General features: G+C 58.4%; 22 protein-coding genes. 13 read left to right on the forward strand and 9 right to left on the reverse strand.

The window, feature by feature from the left end; translation table 11 throughout:
* Positions 1-17 precede the first annotated feature (17 nt).
* The 7 genes from ACFPTO_RS24110 to ACFPTO_RS24140 all read right to left on the reverse strand — a co-directional run bounded on the left by ACFPTO_RS24110 (position 18) and on the right by ACFPTO_RS24140 (position 12395).
* The gene (locus ACFPTO_RS24110; protein WP_377715448.1) at positions 18-2978 is read right to left on the reverse strand and encodes a type I restriction endonuclease subunit R; all 2961 of its coding nucleotides are present in this window, start codon (positions 2976-2978) and stop codon (positions 18-20) included.
* A 9-nt stretch (positions 2979-2987) separates the two neighbouring features.
* Complete coding sequence (locus ACFPTO_RS24115; protein ID WP_377715450.1) at positions 2988-4256, reverse strand: restriction endonuclease subunit S; 1269 nt, start codon at positions 4254-4256, stop codon at positions 2988-2990.
* Positions 4256-6100, reverse strand: a complete 1845-nt coding sequence (locus ACFPTO_RS24120) for a DUF262 domain-containing protein (protein WP_377715452.1) — start codon at positions 6098-6100, stop codon at positions 4256-4258. Before ACFPTO_RS24120 ends, ACFPTO_RS24115 begins: the two co-directional genes overlap by 1 nt.
* Positions 6097-8376: a type I restriction-modification system subunit M gene (locus ACFPTO_RS24125; RefSeq protein ID WP_465262964.1), complete on the reverse strand. Its 2280-nt coding sequence runs from the start codon at positions 8374-8376 to the stop codon at positions 6097-6099. Before ACFPTO_RS24125 ends, ACFPTO_RS24120 begins: the two co-directional genes overlap by 4 nt.
* A gap of 214 nt (positions 8377-8590) precedes the next feature.
* Complete coding sequence (locus tag ACFPTO_RS24130) at positions 8591-10123, reverse strand: argonaute/piwi family protein (protein WP_377715456.1); 1533 nt, start codon at positions 10121-10123, stop codon at positions 8591-8593.
* Positions 10120-11499 (reverse strand): toll/interleukin-1 receptor domain-containing protein, encoded by a 1380-nt coding sequence (locus ACFPTO_RS24135; RefSeq protein ID WP_377715458.1) that lies wholly within the window; start codon positions 11497-11499, stop codon positions 10120-10122. Before ACFPTO_RS24135 ends, ACFPTO_RS24130 begins: the two co-directional genes overlap by 4 nt.
* A complete protein-coding gene (locus ACFPTO_RS24140) occupies positions 11496-12395 on the reverse strand; it encodes a WYL domain-containing protein (RefSeq protein WP_377715460.1) in 900 nt (299 codons plus the stop codon). The genes ACFPTO_RS24135 and ACFPTO_RS24140 overlap by 4 nt, the downstream gene beginning before the upstream one ends.
* Before the next feature lie 272 nt (positions 12396-12667).
* Between ACFPTO_RS24140 and ACFPTO_RS24145 the strand changes: the two genes are divergently transcribed.
* The 7 genes from ACFPTO_RS24145 (at position 12668) to ACFPTO_RS24175 (ending at position 17816) form a co-directional block, all read left to right on the forward strand.
* The gene (locus tag ACFPTO_RS24145) at positions 12668-12796 is read left to right on the forward strand and encodes a hypothetical protein (protein WP_377715462.1); all 129 of its coding nucleotides are present in this window, start codon (positions 12668-12670) and stop codon (positions 12794-12796) included.
* On the forward strand, positions 12789-13280 hold the full coding sequence (locus tag ACFPTO_RS24150; protein ID WP_377715464.1) for a hypothetical protein: 492 nt from the start codon (positions 12789-12791) through the stop codon (positions 13278-13280). Before ACFPTO_RS24145 ends, ACFPTO_RS24150 begins: the two co-directional genes overlap by 8 nt.
* Positions 13281-13380: 100 nt before the next feature.
* On the forward strand, positions 13381-14352 hold the full coding sequence (locus tag ACFPTO_RS24155) for a DUF932 domain-containing protein (protein ID WP_377715466.1): 972 nt from the start codon (positions 13381-13383) through the stop codon (positions 14350-14352).
* 74 nt (positions 14353-14426) lie between these two features.
* On the forward strand, positions 14427-15422 hold the full coding sequence (locus ACFPTO_RS24160; RefSeq protein ID WP_377715468.1) for a YqaJ viral recombinase family nuclease: 996 nt from the start codon (positions 14427-14429) through the stop codon (positions 15420-15422).
* Between the two features lie 55 nt (positions 15423-15477).
* Complete coding sequence (locus tag ACFPTO_RS24165; RefSeq protein WP_377715469.1) at positions 15478-16392, forward strand: recombination directionality factor; 915 nt, start codon at positions 15478-15480, stop codon at positions 16390-16392.
* Between the two features lie 68 nt (positions 16393-16460).
* Entirely contained in the window at positions 16461-17417 is a 957-nt protein-coding gene (locus ACFPTO_RS24170) for a hypothetical protein (protein WP_377715471.1), read from the forward strand.
* A 96-nt stretch (positions 17418-17513) separates the two neighbouring features.
* Positions 17514-17816 (forward strand): hypothetical protein, encoded by a 303-nt coding sequence (locus ACFPTO_RS24175; protein ID WP_377715472.1) that lies wholly within the window; start codon positions 17514-17516, stop codon positions 17814-17816.
* 9 nt (positions 17817-17825) lie between these two features.
* Here ACFPTO_RS24175 and ACFPTO_RS24180 read toward each other — a convergent pair whose 3' ends face one another.
* Positions 17826-18083, reverse strand: a complete 258-nt coding sequence (locus tag ACFPTO_RS24180) for a helix-turn-helix domain-containing protein (protein ID WP_377715474.1) — start codon at positions 18081-18083, stop codon at positions 17826-17828.
* A gap of 67 nt (positions 18084-18150) precedes the next feature.
* Between ACFPTO_RS24180 and ACFPTO_RS24185 the strand changes: the two genes are divergently transcribed.
* The 3 genes from ACFPTO_RS24185 to ACFPTO_RS24195 all read left to right on the forward strand — a co-directional run bounded on the left by ACFPTO_RS24185 (position 18151) and on the right by ACFPTO_RS24195 (position 20022).
* Positions 18151-18501: a hypothetical protein gene (locus ACFPTO_RS24185; RefSeq protein WP_377715476.1), complete on the forward strand. Its 351-nt coding sequence runs from the start codon at positions 18151-18153 to the stop codon at positions 18499-18501.
* A gap of 139 nt (positions 18502-18640) precedes the next feature.
* Positions 18641-19117, forward strand: coding sequence for a hypothetical protein (locus tag ACFPTO_RS24190; protein WP_377715477.1), 477 nt, complete (start codon positions 18641-18643; stop codon positions 19115-19117).
* Positions 19118-19299: 182 nt separating this feature from the next.
* Complete coding sequence (locus tag ACFPTO_RS24195; protein ID WP_377715479.1) at positions 19300-20022, forward strand: hypothetical protein; 723 nt, start codon at positions 19300-19302, stop codon at positions 20020-20022.
* Positions 20023-20351: 329 nt separating this feature from the next.
* Here the strand turns inward: ACFPTO_RS24195 and ACFPTO_RS24200 are convergent, their stop codons facing one another.
* Positions 20352-20606, reverse strand: coding sequence for a hypothetical protein (locus ACFPTO_RS24200; protein WP_377715481.1), 255 nt, complete (start codon positions 20604-20606; stop codon positions 20352-20354).
* 653 nt (positions 20607-21259) lie between these two features.
* On the opposite strand from ACFPTO_RS24200, the gene ACFPTO_RS24205 reads away from it, so the two are divergent.
* From ACFPTO_RS24205 to ACFPTO_RS24215, 3 genes are all read left to right on the forward strand, one after another.
* Entirely contained in the window at positions 21260-21706 is a 447-nt protein-coding gene (locus ACFPTO_RS24205; protein ID WP_377715482.1) for a hypothetical protein, read from the forward strand.
* A gap of 328 nt (positions 21707-22034) precedes the next feature.
* Positions 22035-22442, forward strand: a complete 408-nt coding sequence (locus ACFPTO_RS24210) for a hypothetical protein (protein WP_377715484.1) — start codon at positions 22035-22037, stop codon at positions 22440-22442.
* Between the two features lie 345 nt (positions 22443-22787).
* On the forward strand, positions 22788-23243 hold a 456-nt coding region (locus ACFPTO_RS24215), incomplete at its 3' end, for a hypothetical protein (protein ID WP_377715486.1).

Raw genomic sequence — 23243 nt, forward strand, 5'->3', positions numbered from 1 at the left:
TCAATGTCCCTGCGCCCTTATGTTCCAGCCAAGAACGTTCCGCTCGCAGCCGAAGCAAGCAGTCTCGACACGCTCGCGTCGAACGCCCGCTTGAAATCCGGGTCGGACGCATAGCGCTTGTAGAGGTCCAGTTCCCGCCTCCGCTCTACGCTGATCGCCTGTTGAATCAGGCGCTCCAGCGCCAGCTGCCGGTTTTGGCTGTCGGGGTTGTCTTCGACCTGAGCCTTGTAGTCGGCGTGGTTCATCACATGCTTGGCGATGTTGATGAACTTCACCCGTTGCTCTTCCGGCGTGGCCTCCCAGCCTGCGAAGTGGCGTTCGTTGAAGGCACGCACGATCTCGTCGAGGGGATCTTTGTCGCCATCGCCGAAGTGGCCACTGCGGACGTTCGGGTTCTGGGGCTCCAACTCGGTTTCCGAGGCATCCAGGCCGATCGCCACCTCAAGGCGTGACCTTTCCAGCCCGTAGGTGGAAAGGTCAACGCTGTTCAGCAATTCATCCAGCTTGTCCTGATCGGGGTCCTTCACCTTCAGCTTCGGGATCAAGAATTTCAGGAACCAGTGCAGCATTTCCCAGTTCACGTTATTGAACGGGATGATGGCCGCTACCTGGGCGTAAATCTTCACAAACTGCTTGGCCTTGATCTTGAAGTCGATACGTTGCTCGTCGTCGAGGTCGGTCTCGAAGCGAGTCACCACGGCATCGATGATCGGGTGTAATTCTTCAGCCTCGGCACTGGCGAAGAATTTCTCGTTGAAGATCGTCACCTCCGACCAGTCGTAAATGCCGAAGTTATCCAGCACATCCTTGAGGTCGTGCAGCACGTTCACGTCGGTGGGCTCGCTCAGGGTCGTGGCCGTGTAAAACGGGTCGAATGCGGCCTTGATGTCGTCCACCGTGTTGTAGAAGTCGAGCACAAAAGTGTCGGTCTTGCCCAGCTTCCAGTTGCAGCGGTTCAGGCGTGACAGCGCCTGCACCGCGAGCACCCCTTGCAGCTTCTTGTCCACGTACATGGTGTGCAGCATGGGCTGGTCGAAGCCAGTCAGGTACTTGTTGGCGACGACCAGAATCTTGAAGTCGTCCTTCTCGAATTCCTCGGGCAAGTCACGGGCAGGAATGCCGTTGAGTCCGTCCTCGGTGTACTTGATGCCATCGACGGTTTTCTCGCCGGAGAAAGCTACCAGCGCCTTAAGGGGCGCGTTGGCCTCCTGCAGGGCGGTGCGGATGGCGAAGAAGTAGCGGATCGCGCACTCGATGTTGCGAGTGACGACCATCGCTTTCGCCTTACCCTTGAGCTTCTTAGCCTGCCAGACATTGCTCATGAAGTGATCGACCATGATCTTAGCCTTCACCTCGATGGTCCGTGGGCTGGCCTCGACGAAGACCTTGAGCTTCTTCTGCGCCTTGGCCGTGTCGAACAGCGGGTTCTCTTCGACCGATTTCTGGACCTCGTAGTAGCTCTTGTAGGTCGTGTACTTCTCCAGCACGTCGAGGATGAATTTCTCCTCGATGGCCTGCTTCATGGAGTACAGGCGGAAGGGGTAGAACTTCCCGTCCGGACCCTGCCGCCCAAACTTCTCCAGCGTGGCCGGTTTAGGGGTGGCGGTGAAGGCAAAGTAGCTGGCGTTCTTGCTCATCTTGCGGCCTTTCATAGCCGCAAGAATCTTGTCCTGGAGGTCTTCAGGTACTTCCTCGTCTTCCGCCCCCAGCGTCATGTTCAGCTTGTCGGAGGCGCTACCGGATTGCGAAGAATGGGCTTCGTCGATGACGACGGCGAAGTTACGGTCGGTCAGATCATCGATCCCGTCCACGATGAACGGGAATTTCTGCACCGTGGTAATGATGATCTTCTTCCCCAGCTCCAGATGCGCCTTCAGCTCAGCGGCGCTCTCGGCATGGGCAACGATGTTCTTGGTCTCGGAGAAGAGCTTGATGTTGTCCTTGAGCTGTGTATCCAGTATCCGGCGGTCGGTCACGACAACCACGGAATCGAACACGTTGGCGGTGCCTGCCGTGTCGTACAACTCTACCAACTGGTAGGCCAGCCATGTGATCGAGTTTGACTTGCCTGAGCCTGCCGAATGCTGGATCAGGTAGGTCTGACCGACGCCATGCTGTTTAGCGTCAGCCAGGATGCCGCGCACCACGTCCAGTTGGTGATAGCGGGGGAAGAACAGTCCCTTGCGTTCTTTGCCCGTCTTTTTGTCCTTCTCGACGGTGAACTTGGCGAACTGCTCGATGATGTTGGTCAGACTGCGGCGCGGAAGTATGTCTTCCCAGAGGTAGGCCGTTTTGTGGCCTTTCGGGTTGACCGGGTTGCCCTTGCCGAAGTTGAAGCCTTTGTTGAAGGGCAGGAAATTGCTGTCATTTCCGGCCAACTGGGCACACATGTAGGCCTCGTCTGGGTCCACTGCGAAGTGGACCAGACAGTGGCCGAATTCAAACAGCGGCTCACGCGGGTCGCGGTCGGTGCGGTACTGCTTGATGGCGTTGTGGACGTTCTGGCCGGTCCAGGGGTTTTTCAGCTCCAGCGTGGCAATCGCCAAGCCGTTGACAAAGAGCACCATGTCCACCGACTTGAAGCTATCGGACTCACTGTAGTGCACCTGCCGGGTGACGCTGAAGACGTTGGCCGCAAAGTTAGCCGCGACTTCCGGGTTCAGGTCGTTGTAGGGCAGCCGGTACAGCAGATCGAAATGGGCATCGTCGATGTCCAGCCCCTTCTTCAGGACCGCCAATACGCTGTCCTTCTTGATCTTCTTGTTCAGCCGTTCCAGCAGCAGGCGTTGCCAATTCGGGCGATCCTTCAGTTTAGCCAGCTCCTCGGGCTGAGTGGCTTCTAGAAACTGCCAGAAAATTTTGCCGTCCATGGCAAACTCTCTGTCGAAGTCAGCCGGATTGCCAATGCAGTAGCCGTCATTGGCGAGGGCGTTTTCGATGCGCGTTTCGAGCGCTGCTTCGTTGGTTTGGCTGACCATGCTTCTCCCTTAGACCTTTATTTTTCCTGTGACGGCTGAAGCCACAGTGATCGCCTTTAGCTCTCGCAACATGGCGATTTCTGCATCAATCTTTGCCCGGACATCTTCAAAGTCCTTGTTGGTTGTCTCGATAAATCTAACGATCTCTGCCTGCTCATCGAATGGCGGTACAAGCGCAGGAATTGCGTTGAAGTCCTCGGAGTACAGTCGCAGAAAGCCAACCACGATGCCCCGAACACGACGATTGAGCTCGCCCAGGTAGTTCGGGGTTTTGAAAAGTCGCTCGAAGTAGACCGGCTGATTTTCTGGACTCTGTAGCCTGAACACAGAGTAATCTGGGCTCACCAGTCCATCGCACGGTGCAACCGCAAAAACTGCCAGATGTGCCTTCAGCCGGTTCTGAACCAAATCGCCCTTCTCGCATAGTTTGGCACCGTCGTAAGACTCAGACTGAAGAGTTTGAACATCCAACTCTTTTGCCGGAACCAGTCCGTACCGCTGGCTCATCGACAAATGCGTCTCTTCGCCACGTAGTGAACGTGCGTTCTGCTCGCGAAAGATGTATCGGTTCGGGACGACCTGCCAATGTGCCGGGATTGCGCCAATCCACGAAACCCCGCTGTCACGCAGTGGCACATCGGGATTCAGACCGTGCAACACGGCCTGATGAACCCGAATGTTTTTCTGCTTCTGAAGAAGCTCGATCAGCCGCTCTTTCTTCGCAATCGCGGCGTCGATCTCAGTAGTTTTCTGGTCGAGGAAGGCAACGATGCGATCTTGCTCATCTTTGTCAGGGATAGGCAAGGGCAGCTCACGGAATTCGCCGAAGCGGAAATCGGTGGAACGCTCGCGAATCCCCTTCGACAGAGACTGAATGTATCCCGAGTGCGCCATGTAGCGCAGTAGGTAGGCGTAGTAATAGCTATTGACGGGGTGCTCACCGCGAGGCACGCAGGCCGCGTACACCGGCGTAGATTTGCCGTCAGAATCAGAGACCCCGATTGCACCAGCGAAGGCGTCCATCGCATGGATCACCAAGTCACCCTTGCGGATACCCTGATAGCCGTGTTCCTGGAGTGCGTTAGTAAAGCCTTCGATTCGACGGTTGGTGCGCAGCGTCACTTGGCCGTCCCGGAATGCCGTCACCACATCGTCCTCCGGCCTTACGGGGCGCTCCATCCGGTCGAACAGCCACTTGGCGCGTTCAACGCCCCAATGGCTCGGGATCTTTTTAACCCACTGAATGCCGCTTGGTTTGTAGCTGTCGTAGCGCTGCATCACGCTACCTCCTTCAAGCGATCAGCCGACCACAGCAGTTCGGCAATGCCCTTGTAGAGGCTGAATCGTTCGTCAAAGTTGGGTTTCTTGAACTCGGTGAATGCCTTGAATGGCAAGCCGGTTTCCGCTTTCAGCTTGAGGAAACCGGGGTTGTGGACGTAGCACATGGGATGTAGCGAACGGGCCAGCAGATTTTCGCTCTGGTAGTGCTCCAGCTTGTCGCTGTAGGGCTTGTCATTCAGGCTGGCGTTTATCTTCTTCGGCAGCAGCACAAGCCCGCCCACCCTGTTGCGGTGCGTAGAAAACTCCTGTGCATGGGCGAACTCATCGGTGTGGCGCTCGAAATGGTTGGCCCACAGGTGTTCGATCTCGTAAGCGTTCTTACCGGAACGAACGATGTATTCCAGATACCGTCCTGGCTGTCCGCTTTTCTCCTCCAGCCAGTGCGTTAAGCGGGCCAACTGGCGATGCAAGCTCTTGGCGTTCCAGTTGTTCAGATAGGGCTGATCGTCGAGTGGCAGTTCGGTCTGGTCGTTGGTCAGTCGGGTGATCAGCTTGTCGCGCAGCGCATCCAGCGACAAGTTGCGTAGTTCCTTGGTCAGCAGGAAGGTCGCGTATTGCAGCGTGGAATAGTCGATCGACTTGAAATTCCAAAGGCGGCGATTCAGCCAGCAGTCAAGGTAATCCGCCGTCAGGTTGAGCTTGGCTTTGACTGTATCTTCATCGTCGCTCGGCACCAACGGGGCCAGCAGCACCTGAAATTGCTGGGTGAATCCGTGGTCCGCGTTGAACCGGACCGACTCCAGCCCCGGCTTCAAGGCTTCGGAGGCATCGAGCAGTTCCAGATAGACACGCGCAAAGAAGCGCAGGTCTTGGCGCACCCAGCGGTTGAAATCGTCACTGATGTTTAGCCCAATCAGATCGTCCTTGGCACGGACCCAACGGTGATACTCGGTGCCGATCAGATCGAAGTCTTCCGGCTTCGCGCCCTTCTTCCGCTCGCGGATGTCTTGCGCGTACTTCGCACGCAACCACGCCTTGAAGAAATCAGCTTCGCTCTCCTTGGTGTCGCGCTCGCTGTCACGCTTGGCGAAGGTCAGCAGCCATTGCTTGATTTCCTTGTTGGCCTCGGCCCGCTTAGCGGTGTCGGTGATGCTCGCCAGCAAGTAACCCTTGAGCATGTCTGTGTTGGAGAGCGACAGCCCACGGTCATTCATGGTCTCGAAGATCGTGTAGGCGTCGGCGTCCGCGTAGGCAGTGATTTCGACCAGTTGGGTCTTGTTGCGCAGCCAATCCACGAAGTACGGTAGCGCCTTGTCGTCTGCGATTTCGGCCGGAAAGGCTTCCACGATGTCGTTGTAGCGCCCGATCAGGTTTTGGATCGACTCGACCTGATCCACAGCGTCGTAGGGCGTGCCATCGAACAGCGCATTCATGCACTCGTTGCGCTCGGGGATGTCGAGGTTGAAAGACTTCTCCCCGTACTCCTCGGAGAAGACCATCTTCTCGACTGAGACAGCATCGGTCCGGTCTTTCTGGATGTTGTGCAGGTAGATCAGCAGCAGCGTGAGGCTGGTCAGCCGTTGCTGACCATCCACGATCTGCTTTTTCTCATCCGGCTGGCTGATGACGATGGAGCCCAGGAAGTAGTGCCCGTAAGAGGCTACGTCCTTGCGCTCGTGCTGCGATTGGTACTCTTCCAGGAACGCCGTGGTGAGATCGGAAACAAGTTCAACGATCTGCTTGGTCTGCCACTTGTATTCGCGCTGGTAGTAGTCGATGCCATATTTGGTGTCGCTCAGCAGTTCGCGCACGCTGCGCGTCTTGGCCTGAATTTCCTTCATTGCTTAGCCCCCGACACAAAGCTCACCAGCTGCTTGAGCAGGCCATCCGTTTCAGCCTCCAGCGCCAAGATTTCCGCTGTGACCTCTTCTAGGCTGCGCAATGGCTTGTGCTGGTAAAAATACTTGTTGAAGCTGATCTCGTAGCCAATCACGGTCTTGTCGATGGCGATCCAAGCTTCGTCCACATGCGGGCGCACTTCGCGGATGAAGTAGTCGTGGATCACGCTGGAAGCGGACAGACTGGTGTCGAGCGCCAGTGGCACGTTTTCAGTGTCGCGCAGCTCGCTGTCAGGTTCGTACTCGATATACTCGCCAGTTGTTGTCGCCATGTAGCCATAGTCGCCCAGCTTGTCGTTGGTCGTCCGCAGTTGGATCAGTAGATCGCCCCGCTTGGCGGCGTTGAGCTTGTGGACCTTCTTGATGACCTTCTCGGCCCGTTCGTCACGCCAGCCGACCGCGTTGAGGATTTGCTTGCGGGCAGATGCTGCCAGCTTCAGGCCCAGCACCTTGAGTGCATCATCGATGATGCCTTCAAAGCGGTTGAAGTCGAGAAACTCGTCAGCGCCGATCTTCTCTGCCAGTTGCTGCGCAGCCTGCATAATGACCTGCTGCTCGCGCCATATGGCCTCGGACAGCAATTCTTTGCGGTTCTTGGGCGAAAGGGCGATTTCTTCGCGTTCAAGGTGGGTTTCGATGGCCTCGGTATGCGACTTCAGGTCGGTATAAACCTCGTCGCCGTACTTTCCGTACACCCATTCCATGATGTCCTGCATGCCCGGTGTGAAGCGCAGCGTCGCAATGCGCTCGGGGCTGAATTGCGCAGCGAGTCGCAGGGGGCGTTCTACCGTGACCTTGTAGTAGCCGAAATCGCGATTGTTGAAGACCTTGGAAATGCCGTCATTCGGCATTTCCACGTACAGTTGGGTGATCTGGTGGATGTGGTCGTCGGTGAACTCGCAGTTCTTCTCGCCCAGGTTCTTGCGCAGCTTCTGGTAAAGGTTACTGGCGTCAATCAGTTGCACCTTACCCTTGCGTTTCTCCGCCTTGTTGTTGGACAGGACCCAGACGTAAGTAGTGATGCCTGTGTTGTAGAACAAATTGTTCGGCAGTTGGATGACGGCTTCGAGGTAATCGCTCTCGATGATGTGGCGGCGGATGTTGCTCTCCCCACTGCCAGCATCCCCGGTGAACAGAGCTGAACCGTTGTGGACGGAAGCGATGCGCGATCCCATCGGGCTATCGCTGCGTCGTTTCATCTTGTTGACCATCTCCATCATAAACAGGAGCTGACCATCAGAGGAGCGCGGGATCGCCGCGTAGAAGTCGCACTCTTGTCCGATGTAATCGGATAGGTTGACCTGGAAGCGATGGTCAATCACGTCCTTGCCATCGACAATGCTTTTCTGGTCGGCCTTCCAGCTCTTGCCGTAGGGCGGGTTCGTGAGCATGAAGTCGAAGCGTGTACCCGAGAAATCGTCGGTCGCCAGCGTGGAGCCGAACTTGATGTTCTCCGGGTCGTTGCCCTTGATCATCATGTCGGACTTGCAGATGGCGTAGGTCTCCGGGTTCACTTCCTTGCCGTAGAGGAACACGCCTACCTTGGCCTTGATCTCGCCTTCCGGGTCGGCGATGAAGTCCTGCGATTCGGTCAGCATGCCGCCGCTGCCGCAGGCCGGATCGTAGATGGTGAGCGGGTTGGGCAGCAGGTCCTTGACTGGAATGAAGACCAGATTGGTCATGAGCTTGATCACTTCACGGGGCGTGAAGTGCTCTCCAGCCTCTTCGTTATTCTCTTCGTTGAACTTGCGGATCAGTTCCTCGAAGACATAGCCCATGCCCAGGTTGGACAGCCCTGGCTGGTTGCGCCCATCCGGGCCTTTGCGGTCGTTTGGGCTGAGGTTGATCTCGTCAGAAACGAACTTCTCAATCACGTCGTGCAGCACGTCCGACTGCACCATCTTCCGGATCTGGTTGCGCAGGTCGAACTTCTCGACAATCTCTTTCACGTTGTCGGAAAAGCCATCGAGGTAGTTCTTCAGGTTGGCTTCCAGCTGGGACGGATTGCCCAGCAGTGACTTCAAGGTGAACCGAGAGGTGTTGTAGAACACGTAACCCGATGCCTCTCGCAGGCCATGCGGATCAAGGTCGGCCATTTCCGCATCTTCACGCTGGAAACGGACTTCTTCCAGCACCGCCTCCTTGCTGGGCTCCAGTAGGCAATCCAAGCGACGTAGGACGAACATCGGCAGAATGACATCGCGGTACTTGCCACGCACGAAAACATCTCTGAGGCAATCGTCAGCGATTGACCAAATGAAACTTACAATCTTGTTGTGTACTGAGTGATCCATTCTTTTCAGTTCTTATCTGGGCAGCAGCCCGCGTCGATTTCGGAACCCCTTCGACTGCGGGCGTCCGTTTCATTTTTTCTTCCGCTTTTCCGGCTCGGTGTCGGACTTCAGGCCATCCTCTTGCGCATAGCCCAACCGATCAAATGTAGTAGCGGAATGGCAATGGCGGCAATTCGCTCTTTCTAGGTGCCGCCGTGAGTATTTCCCCGACTGAGTTGGCAAAGCGCAGCGTTACCGGAATCCCATCGCCATAGATGCACCCGTTGTAGTTCAGCTTGGTAAGCGCCAAGACATCTGCCATGACCTGCTTGATGTCGGCCACGCCCTTGCTGATTTCGATCGACAAGGGGTTTGGCACCTCGCGCCCGGCGTAGGTCTGCAATCGCGGCACGAACCCCTTGGTCCACAGGAATGCCTTCCACGGTGACTTCACCCAGCCAAGCCCGCGCGGGACGTTCATGGTGCCGTGCCGGTACAGCTTCATGCCGGAGTCCTCGCGGATGCGCACGCACACGACATTGGTCTCTTCGGGTACCGTCTCCTTGAAGCCAGCCCACTCCTCGTCAGAGAAGCGAGTCTTGCCGTGGATGAATAGTTCCTTGGGCGCGTCGCCGCCGTGGCTCTTGCGATAAGCCTCTACCACCAGCGACATGAGGGCTTTCGCCTTCTCCTTGGGGAGATGGAATTCATGGTCGGTCGACGTGATCCAAGGACCGACTGCTCCGCGGAACACCACGCCGTCGCCCGAATCGAGGAACATCTGTGCGCCACAGCAGGCGTTGCCAGGCTCAGCCGACGACAAATCTTTCTTGAACACGATACCGACGTAACACACACCTGGCCGTGACGCGCCAAGCTGCCAAGGCTTGCCACCAGCTTTGAAGTAGCAAGTTGTCGCTAAATTCCACGCCAGCGTCGCCGGGTCTTGCAGCCCGCGCAGCGGCATCCCGTTCTCCTTACGGAACTCGTCGGGAGTTAGGGTCGTTTCGCGGACAACCTGGATGGCCGCCTTGTGTTCCAACAGACGGGCCTTGAGCTGGTTGTGGAAGTCCAACTCATAGAGGTAAATCTCAGCCGATCTGTTGTCGTCGTCGAAGAGGCCTGGTTCTCGAAGAAGGCGGGTGGCCGCAGCCTTGTTCATCAGAATGGCCGAGCTTTCGCGCTCGGATTTCTCGACGATAGACTGCGGACGGCAGTATTTGTGGACATCCTCTGGCACTACTGCCATCCACAGATCAACCGGCGACTCACTGCTCTCGCGCAAGTGATCGGCGATCGCGTCGGAATACAACGACACCGCCTTGTGGATAGCTTGGTGGCGGTCTGAAATGCGAATTGCCTTGGCGAGTTCCTCTTCGTCGATTTCCAACCAGACCTCCGGCTTTGACGGCCACTCGACGCCAAACAAGGCTTGGAAGCCTGGAAATAAGGTGTGGTTGGGGTCGTCCGGTCGCGCCGGAGCGATCGGCTTGGACATCTTGTCCACGCACTTCGAATAGCGGGCTAGGCCGCCAGCGGTAGAAACAACGCCAATACGCAGTTTCCCGGCGCCTTTGCCACCGTCCATCGGGCCATACAAAAGCAGACCGTCCTTGGGATGCGCCATCTGCTGCCCATAGCCGAACAAAAGCTCGGGCTCCGCGATTTCCATTAGGGTGGGGTCAAAACTCATCGGGTGGCCTCGTCTTCTTCGACCTCATCGAGATCGTCCAGATCCTCGTCGGGTTCCTCCACCGCGTCGATATCGATCGAGGGCGTCAAATCGGACAAGCCAGCAGGGGCGGTGAAGACGATCGGTGTCGCACCGATTACGATATGGCGATCTGAGCCGACAGGAAGGCGGATTGCCGATTGGTCGTCTGCCACCAGAGTAAGGAATGCCCGAAGAAAACCGCGCCAGCGGTCGTTCCACCAGCTCCGGCAAAAACTCATGCGTAAGCGATGGGCCTTCGCGGGAGCGTCCATAGGCTTGCCTTGTTCGTCGGTGAAGACGATGGTCGAGCGGAGCTCGATGCGCCAAGGATCATCAAACGCCGGAACCATGCCAACGGCATAAGACCAATTAGCCTTGCGCTTCTCACTTCGCCCATGCAACGCCTTCTTACGAGTGCGCCCATCGACATCAACGAAGGCAATCCGCTCGCCCTTGGTCAATTCAGGCGTGACATAGAAAACCTTACGTCCACCGGACTGCTCGTGTATGCCCAAACCCTTAGCTTCCATCGCCAGTTCCCACGCCTGGCGGACCAGATTGGCGACACGCTTGCGCGCTTCCGATTTAGAGACCGGCTTGTCGCCAAGGGCAGAACCTTCCTCAATGAACGTTTTCGTGTCAATGGCCCCAGCCGTTTTGAGCATGGCGGACTTGGCCATCAACGTCACAAGGTCGGCTCCTTTGGCGAAGCCAACAATCCGGTCTTCGTGCTCAAACCACGGCAGCACCACGTTCTCCTGCGTAAGCTTGATCTTGCGCTCGCTTCCCAAGAAACGGGCCGTCTCAAGCGAGGGCGGCAGCGATAGCACGGGGAGCCAGGTAGAGTCGAGCTTCTCAGGATGCTCGGTCCGAAGAATCGCCCCCTCCTTCATTTCGGCCAACCAATGGCGCGCCAAGGCAGGATCGGGCGTGGAGACTTTGGGGACCTTTACTTCCTCCAACGTATCCAACAGCGACGCCAAGCCCTTGTGCCAGCCATTGGCGAAGTCGATGGCATTCTTTCGGTGGATTGTGATCGGGAAAAGTTGGAAGTCGAAGTGATCAATGCGCAGCGGGATGACAAACCCCGGTAGCGATTTTTCGATCGTGGCAGCCACGGCCCATTCGTCCTTCACGCCCGACTTACCTACCGCGACGGTCGACACGACCGCGAGGAACCTGAACGAGTCGTTCCGGATCGCGCTCTCAATCTTCTCCCAGAAGATATCGCCGCCTTTCAGGCGCGCCAAGCCATGCCAGACCTTGTAGCCGACAAGTTCGAGCTTCGAGCCGAGCCAGCGTGTGAAGGCATTGTCTTCAGGGGTTGCATGGCTGATGAAGATTGTGTCTTTCATACAAGGGCACCTTTCGCGAACGACACAGCAGCAGCGCCTGGCGCCAGAGCCGCGCTCTCAACACCGTAAAGCGTCGGAGTGTTACGAAGCCACAGATGGTGCGACGACGGATCCATGCGATGGTCCGGGCTCGAATCGATGGACCAACGCCGCAGCACGTAACCCGCAAGGGCCGCACGCGTCTTGATACGTAACACACCGTCGCTCATCGCGTAGTCGGCTTCAATCGCCTTGGGCCACCGAGCGTCTGGATGCGGCACCAGCTCCATATCGACGATCCGCGCCCATTGCTCATCGGCCCCCAGAAGCTCATGCTCATCCGTTGTGTCATCCAGCTCTTGCGCCCTAGTGATGCGAGTTAGCACGAAATCGGAAAACCGCTGGCGCTCGCGGTCAAACGCGCGGACATGCCAGCGCAAACCGTTGTCAGCTAATGCGACCGGCACGATATCGCGGCGCTTCGCGCCGGACGCCAGGGACAGGTAGTTAATTCGGACCGGACGCCTGGCGCACAGAGACCGCGTGATAGTCGCAAGAATCCCCATGTCTGGTTGTATGAGCTGCCCCGGCCCTTCGCATGGTGCGGCTTGTCTTAGACCCAGCTCAAGTCCATCTCCGAAGCCGTTCAGCAGCCAAGCCAGCACTCGTTCTGAGCGAAATTCATACACCGGCTTGAATCGGTCAGTTGGCCGGTAACAGCGGGTCACGGCATCGTAAGCGAGATTGTCAGGGGCAATCTCTCGGTAATAGCTCAGATCCCTCGAAGCGGCAGCGGGTTTGACGCCAAACCGCGACTCGATATCGCTTCGTCGGAGCTCTCCGGTGAAATAGGCGCGCAGTTCTAGAAATGCCAGTCGCTCGCGCTGCGCCTGCGATACCCCTGATGCTTCGGTCATGGTCCCTCTCAATTTGGGCTCGACGCCCATACGCAAAGGACGTTCTGCGCTGATTTTGAGACAGAATACCATGATTATCATTTTGATACGGTATCCATTATCGCAAACGAACGCGAGACCGCGTCATTCGTCGTGCGGGGCTTGACCACGCACAGCGCTGCATCTGACCACATTCAAACAAATCTGAGACATACATCACTCCCGCGAGCACAGCAACAGCCTGCCGCTCCGCCCGCGCGATCCCGTGCCGGCGAACTTCCCCGGGAGCCGTGATGCCTACCTACCCTTCCCCTTTTGAATTTCTGATCGTCTTCGCCGTTCTCTTCAGTGCTGGCGTGCTCACGTCGGTTGGTCTACGTCAGTACGCCGACAAGATCCGCCGGGAAACCGCCCATGCGTGATCTGCGCCACTGTTCCGATCCTCACGAGCCGTATGACCCTGGCGATATGTGCCCGCACGGACATGACGAGGACCAGCCGTTCGAGCAAGGCTTCATCCCGCCGCACGCACGACCTGACCACACCCGGACCAGCGCGCAGCCGGGCTCCGTCACATCGTGCCCGAAGTGCCAGTCCGGCCGCGTCGATGCCCGCCATCGCGCCCGAAAGACTGGCGGAGCCGTTGGCGCAGTTGCCGGCACGGTCAGCGGTGTCGCATTCGCCCTGTCCGGTGCGGAAACCGGCGCGGTAATCGGCATGCTCGCCGGGCCTGCCGGTGCCGTGTGCGGAGCCATGGCGGGCGCCGTGATCGCCGGTCTCATCTGCGGCACTGCAGGCTGTGCAACCGGATCTGTCTTCGGTGAATTACTTGACGACAAGGTCCTGGACGACTTCCGTTGCCACTCCTGCGGGCACACATTCAGCCGCCCCCAAGCACCTGCCTGATCCGTAGATTTTTCCTTGCCGCAGTACCCATTTCACTTTTCGCTCATGTCTGCCCGGTCACGCACCGGGTTTTATGCCGGATACATTCAAGGAGCTTTTCGTGCATCTCGTTCAATCAATGGCCTACGTCGGCCAGCAGCCGTGGCATGGTCTCGGCAATCCACTCTCCCCCAAACAGCCCATTGAAGTATGGGCGAAGCAGGCTGGCATGGACTGGGCGATCGAAGCTGCCGATGTTCGCTTCGTGTCAGGCAATGCCGGAACCAATCTCGGATCGATCCATGTGTTCCCCGAGCAGAAGGTTCTTTACCGCTCGGACACGAAAGCGCCGCTGTCGGTCGTGTCGTCACGATACCAGGTCGTACAGCCGATGGACATTCTGAACTTTTACCGTGACCTCACAGAAGCGGGTGGTTTCGAACTGGAAACCGCTGGCGTCCTTAAATCCGGCAAAAAGCTCTGGGCGCTCGCCCGCACCGGCCAGTCCGTCACCCTCAAGGGCAAGGACACGGTCAACGGTTATCTGCTGCTCGCCACCGCCTGCGACGGTACGCTTGCGACTACAGCACAGTTCACATCTATCCGTGTCGTGTGCAACAACACACTCTCTATCGCTCTCGGCGATTCTGCTGGCGCAATCAAGGTGCCGCACCGCTCTCTCTTCGATGCGCAAGCCGTCAAGCGACAACTTGGCATTTGCGTATCGAGCTGGGACTCGTTCATGGTCCGCATGAAGGCGCTCTCCGAACGCAAGGTTAGCGATGCGGTGGCGGAGAAGTTCCTGCGGCGGGTGCTCACATACTCCCCGACCAGCACACCAGACCGTGACGCGATTGCCGTCAGCGAGCGTGCCATCAAGGCGGTCAGCCAGCTCTACACCGGAGGCGGCAGGGGCGCGGACCTGGCCTCCGCATCGGGAACAGCATTCGGACTATTGAACGCGGTCACTGAATTCACGGACCATCATCGCCGCGCACGCAGCGAGGATCACCGGCGAGACGCTGCATGGTTCGGTGCGGGGGCGGCGATGAAACAACGCGCGTGGGACGAAGCGATGAAGCTCATCGCCTGACCATGTTCCCAACGTCATAAAGCCCGGCCGGGATGGTCCCCGCCGGGCCTCTTTATTTTCGGAGGTAGCAATCAATGTCTCATGCTCAGCCGACTAGTCGCTCCCGGCATCGGCCCGCGCTACGGCTTGTTGAAACGAAATCCCTCTCGCGTGACGACTGGCTTACGGTGAGAAAAAACGGAATAGGTGGCTCCGATGCGGCCGCTGCGGTAGGCCTGAACCCGTACATGAGTCCGCTGGAACTGTGGCTGATCAAAACGGAAAGGGATGTGAACCTGCCTCGCCCAGATCCGGACGATACGGCATCGCCCACGTATTGGGGAACGCTGCTCGAACCGATCGTTGCCGCGTCGTACACGAAGCAAACGGGAAACCGCGTGCGGAAAATTAACGCCGTTCTGCAACACCCAACCATTCCGTGGATGTTGGCCAACGTCGATCGGGAAATCATTGGCAATCGCGACATACAGATTCTTGAGTGCAAAACCGCTGGAGAGCACGGCGCGCGGCTCTGGCACGACGGTGTGCCGGAGTATGTGCAGTTGCAGGTACAGCATCAACTTGCTGTCACGGGCAAATCCGCTGCTGATGTGGCCGTGCTGATCTGCGGCCAGAAGCTCGAAGTGCATCGAATCGTTCGCGACGATGCCCTGATCGCGCGTCTGATCGAGCTCGAAGCCGCGTTCTGGCGATTCGTCAAGACCGATACGCCACCACCGGCAGACGGCTCCGATTCAGCGGACCGGGCACTCCGACATTTGTATCCGGGTGCGGGCGGAACGGTCGATTTCACCGATGACCGCCGTCTGTCATCGGTCTTTGCGGATCTCGTCGCCGTGCGCGCCGACATCGAGGTTCGCCAGCAGATCGAAGCTCAACTCCGGCAAAGCATAGTGCAAAGCATGGGCGAAGCCGACCGGGCGCAGTTCGAAACGGGTTCCATTTCCTACAGACGCAGCAAGGACGGCACCGGTTTTGATCTCAAACGGCTGCTCACCGATCACCCGGAACTGGCCACGAAGTACGCGATCACAAAGCCCGGCTCGCGGCGCTTTCTCGTGACCCCCTGAATCTCCGCTTTACTGCATCCCCTCCACATCTCACTGTTATTTATAGAGGATTCCTGTGCTAAAAGGATTTGCCATCACGCCGCCCGTCATCGGGCGAATTTCCATTGGTCGTGTTGTCGAAAAAAACGGCAAACGACTGCCCGAGAAAGACGACCAGTTCACCATTACCACCCAGATCCAGCAACGTGGGGAGTGGGTGCTGCATCCGCTGGATTCGGAGCTTCGCAAACTCCAGCCCGGCAAGCTGCGCGCGATTCCCGTGCGGTTTCTCTTCGCTGACCCGGATCTGAACCTGCGAGCCGACTACTCGTGCTTCGACCGCGAGAACGGACGGCCCGTGTGCGTCGGCAATGGCATCACCTGCCGTCGTGCGGGGGATAGCGGCATCGAGGAATTGCCCTGTCCGTCACCGGATGGATGTGCGTTCGGCCAGGGCGGAGCCTGCAAGCCCTACGGTCGCCTGAACGTGCTGATCGGCGACGAGGACGAAATGGGCTCGTTCATCTTCAGAACGACGAGCTTTAACAGTATCCGCGCGCTCGCCGCCCGCCTTCACTACTTTGCCGCCGTGTCGGGAAATCTGCTCGCCTGCCTGCCGCTCGAACTGAAGCTGCGCGGCAAGTCCACCACTCAGAGTTACCGATCGGCCATCTACTACGTCGATCTCGGCGTAAGGACGGGCAGCACACTCGAAGCGGCAATCACTTCAGCGCGCGAGCTGGATGAACGCCGCAAGGCTGCTGGCTTCGACCAGACGGCGCTCGATGTGGCGGCCCGCAGGGGGTTCGGCAATGGCGCGTTCGAGGAAAGCGCCGAAGACGTGTCGGCGGTTGCCGAAGAGTTCTACCCGGGCGAGTCCGGCGACAGCGGTCAAGGCGATGGTCACGCCAAAGCTGAAGTGCCGCCCGCGTCCAGCCTCCGGGGCAAGCTCGAACAGCGCGCCGCATTGCTGGGAGGCAACGCTGCATGATCCGTATCCGTCCTGCACCGCTTCTGGCGGTGACTCTGGCTACGGCGGCAACGGGCACGGCGGTCAGCATGTCCATACTCGCAGGCTGGCAGCGCGGCGGCACGCTCCCCGAGCGAATTGTGTGGATTGCGATCGGCGTCGTGCTCGTCGTCAGTGCGCATCTGCTGCCCGCACTCGTGCGTGGTGCATCGATCACGATCCAGCTTGTGGGGGGCGTGTTATGGGGAACCTGTATGGTCACCGCCTGCTATGGCCACGGGTACTTTTTCGTCCTCGCACAGCAGCACGCGGGTGAGGCCCGTGCATCCATCGTGGCGAACCGTGCCGCCGCTCCTGCGCAACCACTCGCACCCGTCATGGAGGAACGGGCAACAGTCACGCATGAACTCGCGCTCGCGAAAGCACAGCACTGTTCGCGCAACTGCGGCTGGCTCGATATGCGCCGCACCACGCTCGCCGCCAGACTCGACACACTGGACGCCGAAGCTGACGACATCCGGCGACAGGACGCGGAGCGCGACCGGACGATTTCGCAGCGTGACGCGCTACTCGCCGATCCCGTCACGGCACGACTCGCTGCGTTACTCGGCGTCGACACGACCCGCGTCGAATTGCTGTCGGGACTCGGATTCGCCGCCGTACTCGAAAGCGTCGCCTGTCTATCGTGGGCACTCGCACTTCGGCCCCCGTCGCTGGTTCTGGCTCCCGTCGCGACTCCTGCAATTCCCACTGCGCTCGCGACGACCCAGGACGCGACGGCCGCAACTGCTACGACGCCCCACGCCGTAACAGGCGTCATGCCCGGTCGCGTAGAAACCGCCGTGAGTCGCAAAGCCCGAACCGGAGGCTCCGTCCCCTCGGCGGACACAGTACGGCCCAACGATGACGTAACCCGGCTCGCCCAGGCCATCGCAGCCGGTCACGTACAGCCCACCGTCGCAGGTATCCGCAGCCATCTCCGTTGTTCGCAGGCGAAAGCCACCGCCCTGCGCCGTCAGCTCGCCGCCGACTCCCTGGCGGCATAAGCGCCGGGACCACCTCCCGGCATTCGCGCTTTTCTCACGTCGATATGCGCCCATCCGGCCTGTCCGGAGGACCGCGCATGCCCCTTTGGAGATTCCATGAATGATCCCGTTATCCCCCCGCTGCCGACGCCGCGCCTTCAACTCGGCCTGCTCGTCGCCACACCCGGTGCCTTGTGTGTTCTCCAGGCTGCCGATATTTCCGTGTTCCAGTTACTCAACCGGCACGCCCGCCGTGACTGGGGCGACGTATGTGAATCCGACCGGCAACAGAACGATCTCGCCGCTGCAAACGGAGCGCGCGTGCTTTCCTGCTACGCGCTTCCTGCCGGGCAGCGCATCTGGATCATCACCGAGGCCGACCGGTCCACGACAACTGTCCTGTTGCCCGAGGAGTATTGACGGGAAGTATCAACGTGGCAGCGACGGCATCGGCTGTTCGAACAGCCGGTCGATGAATCCATGCGGGTCGGCATCGAGCGCACGCAGGAAATCGAGCAGTTCGATCACGTCCAGCCGCCGGTTTCCGCTTTCCACCTTCGACACAAACCCCTGCGGCCGGTCGAGCCGGTCGGCCACGTCCTGCTGGAGCAGCCCGCGCTCCTTGCGCAGTTCGGTCAGAAGCACGGCAATGCGCTGGTAGCGGGGATCGTGAAGGGGATGGGACATGCCTCAAATTCTGAATTCACATGCGGTATATACCGCATCCGTATACGCTATATTTCAGGAGATTTAGATGTGGATAACTCTCTGGTTCGCGAGCGTAGTCGCAACCGCATCGGGTATCGCGCTGGACATGCGATGCCTGAAGGTCAACCGCGTCGGACTCTCGCGCACCGGCTGGGCGCTGGCCTGTGCACTGGGCGGGCTACCCACAGTCGCCTTCTATCTGCGTCAACGAAGGGCGGTCTGGCGCTCGCTCATCGACGCGGTATGGCAGGTCGCAGGCGATAGCTCGCAACCGGCACATCTGAGGCGGCAGCGGCTGCTTGCGCTACGCAATGCGGGGGTCATCGGTCAGGCGGTATATCGCACCTGCCAGGCGCAACTGGACGCAGCCGGACGCACGGCGCCCCCGCAGCGGTGACGGCCTTGCGTCCCGTCGCCGCCCCCAGGGCTCACATACACATTGAATCGCAGGCATCACAGAAGACCGACGAGGCGATTGCATTCAACAACCTTTCACCACGCAATTCCAACCTGTTCAACCACCATCGGGGATTCTCATGCAGGAAAACGCAACAAAAGTTCAGGTCGCCGCGCAGACGGTTTTTCCGCTGTTCGTCGTCATCGGCATCATCGGCTTCGGCATCTGGCCGGTCATGTATCTCTCGATGCGCGAAAAGTCCATTAACAAGGCTCTCGGTGCCGAACTGATTCCGCACTGGCTCACCGTGACCCAGATCGCCCTGCTTTGCACAACGCTCGGTCTGCACTTTCTCGGCACAGCAGCGGGCTCCGATGACATCACGGCCCTCTCCACAATCACCGGCCTTGCCATGAGCGCGATGTGGATCGTGTTCGCCTTCAGGGCCAAACAGGTGCTGGAAGACGTCATCGCCCTCCAGTGGAAGCTGCCGCACTACCGGCTCAACAGCGCATGGACCTTCTTCTTCAACCTGTTCTACATCGTCTATTGCCTGAACGACCTGCCGCATGCCGTGCAGCGCGCCCAGGCCGCTGATCAGGGCGTCCGGGCCTGAGCGCACCGCATCAATCCGGCCCAAGCGGTTCGCCGGCGGGACCATTACCGCCCGCTGGCGTACCGGCCCGGCCGTGACCGCCCGGCAGCGGCACCGACAGCCTTCAATGCTTTCCCTGCGGCAACAACAAAACCCGGCAAGCAAATGGAACTCACCGTGATACCTACACGAGGAAACAGGAAGTGAAAACGAAATTCAGTTCAGGACTGAGCAGATTCACGCTCTACGCATCCTTCAGCGCGCTCACCCTGCTTGCCGCATGCGGCAATGATGGGCCACCGACCAGCGACATCAAGACGCGATTCGAGGCAAACCTCTCGGGGTGCGATTACGTCCACCTGAGCGACTTCAACCGGGAGGGCGATGAAACAAAGCAATGGGTACAGAAAGGTACGGACCTTAATGGTGCGGACGTTCAGCGCAACTGGAGGCAGGATCGCATCAAGGTCAGCTACAAGATCTCGCTCGACGACGTTCCTGAAGTAAAAACGGCTGTTGCCAACTACTTTGACCTCGCGAACAAGGTAAAGGCACTTCGTGCAGACGCCGATGCAAAGCAGAGAATCATTTCGGATGGTGAACTGGCTGCGGGCTACCACCCGGATGGAACGTCAGCAGCAAACGACTATCTTGCCGCGCATCCTGATGAGGTCGCTGCTGCACAGGCTGCCGATCAGGCAGCGCAGCAGGCCGCTGATGATGCCAGCAAACTCGGTGCCGCCCCGTGGCAGATTGCAGCAAACACGCTTCGTCAGGTTTGCCCGAATCTCAAAAGCGTGAACAACATCGCGAACATGTTCTGGACTCCACGAACCGATCCGGCGACTTACGGAACAGCCGTTTCGCGAAAATTCACCGAAAGCATCCTTGCCTCAAAGATAGACGGAGGCGACTGGATGTATTGAACGCGCCCGATGATCGGAAAGAGATTGGGAATCAACTCCTTGAGTTGGTTCCCCCCACTGCACTACTCAGCCACAAGGACCATAAACATGAAAAAAACGATCCTTCACGGGGATTGCTCAGCTTGCGCTGGGCGCTTCACGAGCATTTTCTCTTGCTGCATGCGGCGGTGGCGGTAGCTCCAGCGCATCAACGTCGAACCAACCGGTGACGGCCGCAGCGACGTCGATGACCGGCACCATCGCCATCGGTAACCGCTGACTGGTGCGACCATCACCGTGACTGATGCGAACGGCAAAACAGCTTCGGCTACGTCGGGTGCCAACGGTACCTACAGCGTTTCCCTGGCCGGACTGAGCGCACCGCTCCTGATCACCGCGACCGATCCGTCTGGCGTATCAGGCACGCTGTATTCGGTCGTAGCCAGCGCCAACACGGCCGATGGAGCGCCGGTGACGGCGAACGTGACGCCGCTGACAACGGCGGTTTCCGCGCTCAAGACTGCATAGGGTATCCGCCCCATATCGTTCTTCTGCGTCGTGTTGGTTGAACATTCCGGGTATCCGTATTTCGCGGTTGATGCCATCGAGTCTTGCTGCATCGCAGCAGGCACCATTGGCTGCGTTGCTCGGCTGGCGCATTTCGACCCACTCCGGTCAGACAACTTTCTCCAAACCGGTCAGTCAGCCAAATCCAGATTTTGCAAACTGGAATGCCACTAAGCGGCCGTTGTCGACCTCACCCAATCGGCCAACATGAGTCGGTCACGGGAAGCGCGGCCGAGACATTCAGGTGTCAGCGGCACGCTCCAAAGCGGCCATCTATCCAATCTCTCAAGATTGATGCTCGATTGCCGTAGAGACAAGTATCGCCGCCCCATGCAGTACACCAAGCCCATGACCCGCCCACCCCGTCAACCCGATCTGATCGTGAATTTCTCCTTGACCGCATGTAGCGCAGACGGCTCATCGAAGGAGGTTCTGTCTGGCTACAGGCCGATCTATAAAGTGCGTGCGGACTATTGGTCATCTGCACACCACGAGTTCGTGGATGCAACTGGCGTATGCACAGGGCATCAGTGTAAGGCTGAAGTTTGGCTGCTATCGCCTGAGGCGTACCCGAAGACGTTTTGGATCGGCCGACGTGTTGAGGTGGCAGAGGGCTCAAGAAGCATTGGCGCTGCGGACGTGTTGGAAATACTCAATCCGCTGCTCGAATTGCGCACAGATAGGTGAGTCAGTGAGCACCAGAACATGGACTCAGCTTGCTGTCGTTGCCGCGGTTATCTTTGTCATCGTGAGCTTCATTAGGTCTTGCAACTCAGCGCCAGCACAGGACCAGTTATTCGGCACACTGTCGATGTTGCGCGCCGATATGGACCAAATCGTGCACACGGGCGGCAGGGTTATCAGCTACGACAACAACAGCAAGACAACGTTTTCAAGGGTGTATTTGCTTCTGACGGCAGATGCAGGCGGCCGGGCACGAGAACTGTCGGCAAAGTACCAGGATTCCCTGTTATCTCGGGGATGGACGCCTGCCGGTAGTTCGATAGATGGCCTGCGTTTTTGTAAGCAAGGTGCAACGGCATCAGTGCGCGCTTCTCAAGATGAGCAACGAATTGCCGTCGGAATGGTCTTTGATGCCGCGAGCATCTCCACTTGCCGGAGGCATGCGGTGAACTGATACGACTGCGAGACAGCCCGCGAAATGCCTCGACTTCGCAATTTGGCGAGATCTGCCAGCGCAGAGTGGGCGCCGTCGGGCAGCGATCGGCCAACGTGAGACGATCGCCGCGAACCCTACTCAGACATTCAAGCGTCGGCCGCACCCGTAATGCGGTCATGCGGTTGATATCATCCATCGGCATTCATTCACGGTCACGAACAGGTTGGCGACAATGCTTTCAAGGGCAATCGACGGAGAGCCAGCAGCGTTCCTCAGTTCTCTGCCCCGTACTAAAGCACTTTGCGCGTTGCAGGAGCTTACGAAATGGCGCCCGGGAAAACTCTCCATGGTGGGATCGATCAGTGAAGATGCCGTCGATCTACGCATCGTGCATGACTTCACGCGCGGAAACGGTACGCGATTCCAGGGGTGTCTGGTGGAGCATGAGGCCGGGTCGTCGCTAGTTGGATCATTCAAGGCCTCAGCCTACAGTCGCGTCGTCATGGCGATGTTCATGGCACTCGTTGGCTGCATGTTCTTCGGCGGGCTAATCGGCGGACTGCACTTGGCATTCACACAAACGTCGAGTCTGGCCGGTGCGCTGAAGTTCGCTGTGCTTCTGTTGTTATGGCTGGCAGTGGTGTGTTTGATGGGGTGGCTAGTCGTTTGGAATGCTTCTCCGGCGCGTAAGGACGTTGTCGCGATCTCTGCCGCCGTTCAACATGCACTACAGCAAGACGAGCGCGTGACATAGATGACGAACGTTTACGACTACAACAAAGCATTGGCGCAACGTCTTGTCGATTCAGGTTTCGCGGGGCATGCCCGGCAACTCCTGGCCGCTATGTCAGAAGGAGCAACGGGGACTGAGATATTCATGATTCTGCGTTCGCGTCTTTCGGACGTGATACGCGACGACGCGGTACCGCCTATCTGCAAGGAAGAGGCCAAGGCCCTGTGTGACGTTGTGGCTTGCTCATTGAGGTAATGGGCGCATCCAGTCGACCATCGGCCAATACCGGCCCTTCGGCTACACGTCGGAAATCGGCGACAATCCTTCGGCCGCGAGCGATTTCCTCAGAATCAAGGAGCAGGTCACATGAAGACCGGTGAGCTGAGATCACTTGGCCACATTATCGCCGATTCACTGGCCAGCGGCATCGGCTTAATGATCGGCGTGTACGACGTCGATGTATTTGTAGAGGCAGGAGCAGGTCAAGAAGGTTTTATTATCGTCAACTTTCTTGATGGAACGGCGTTTGGCAGTCCAGTCTCGGCAAAGTTACAACGCGCAATTCATCTTTATCGTGACGCGCTTCCGGCACTTTGTGACAAACATCGCATTGCATTCTCTGGCATCAAAATGTTGAACGCTCGATATGGAACGGATCAGGTATACGGTCGACACTTTGCCGTCACAGTCGAAACCACAGAGGGTAAGAAGGCAACTGATCAGTACGTTGGTAGTCCGGGTAGAAGGTTGCGCCGAGCTAGGAGACTGTCGGATTTTCGGGATAGGCGGTCATCCGGCGGACGGAGCCGGGCGTTAATGAAT

The sequence above is a fragment of the Paraburkholderia denitrificans genome (assembly GCF_042655705.1).
GTDB classification, from domain to species: Bacteria; Pseudomonadota; Gammaproteobacteria; order Burkholderiales; family Burkholderiaceae; genus Paraburkholderia; species Paraburkholderia denitrificans.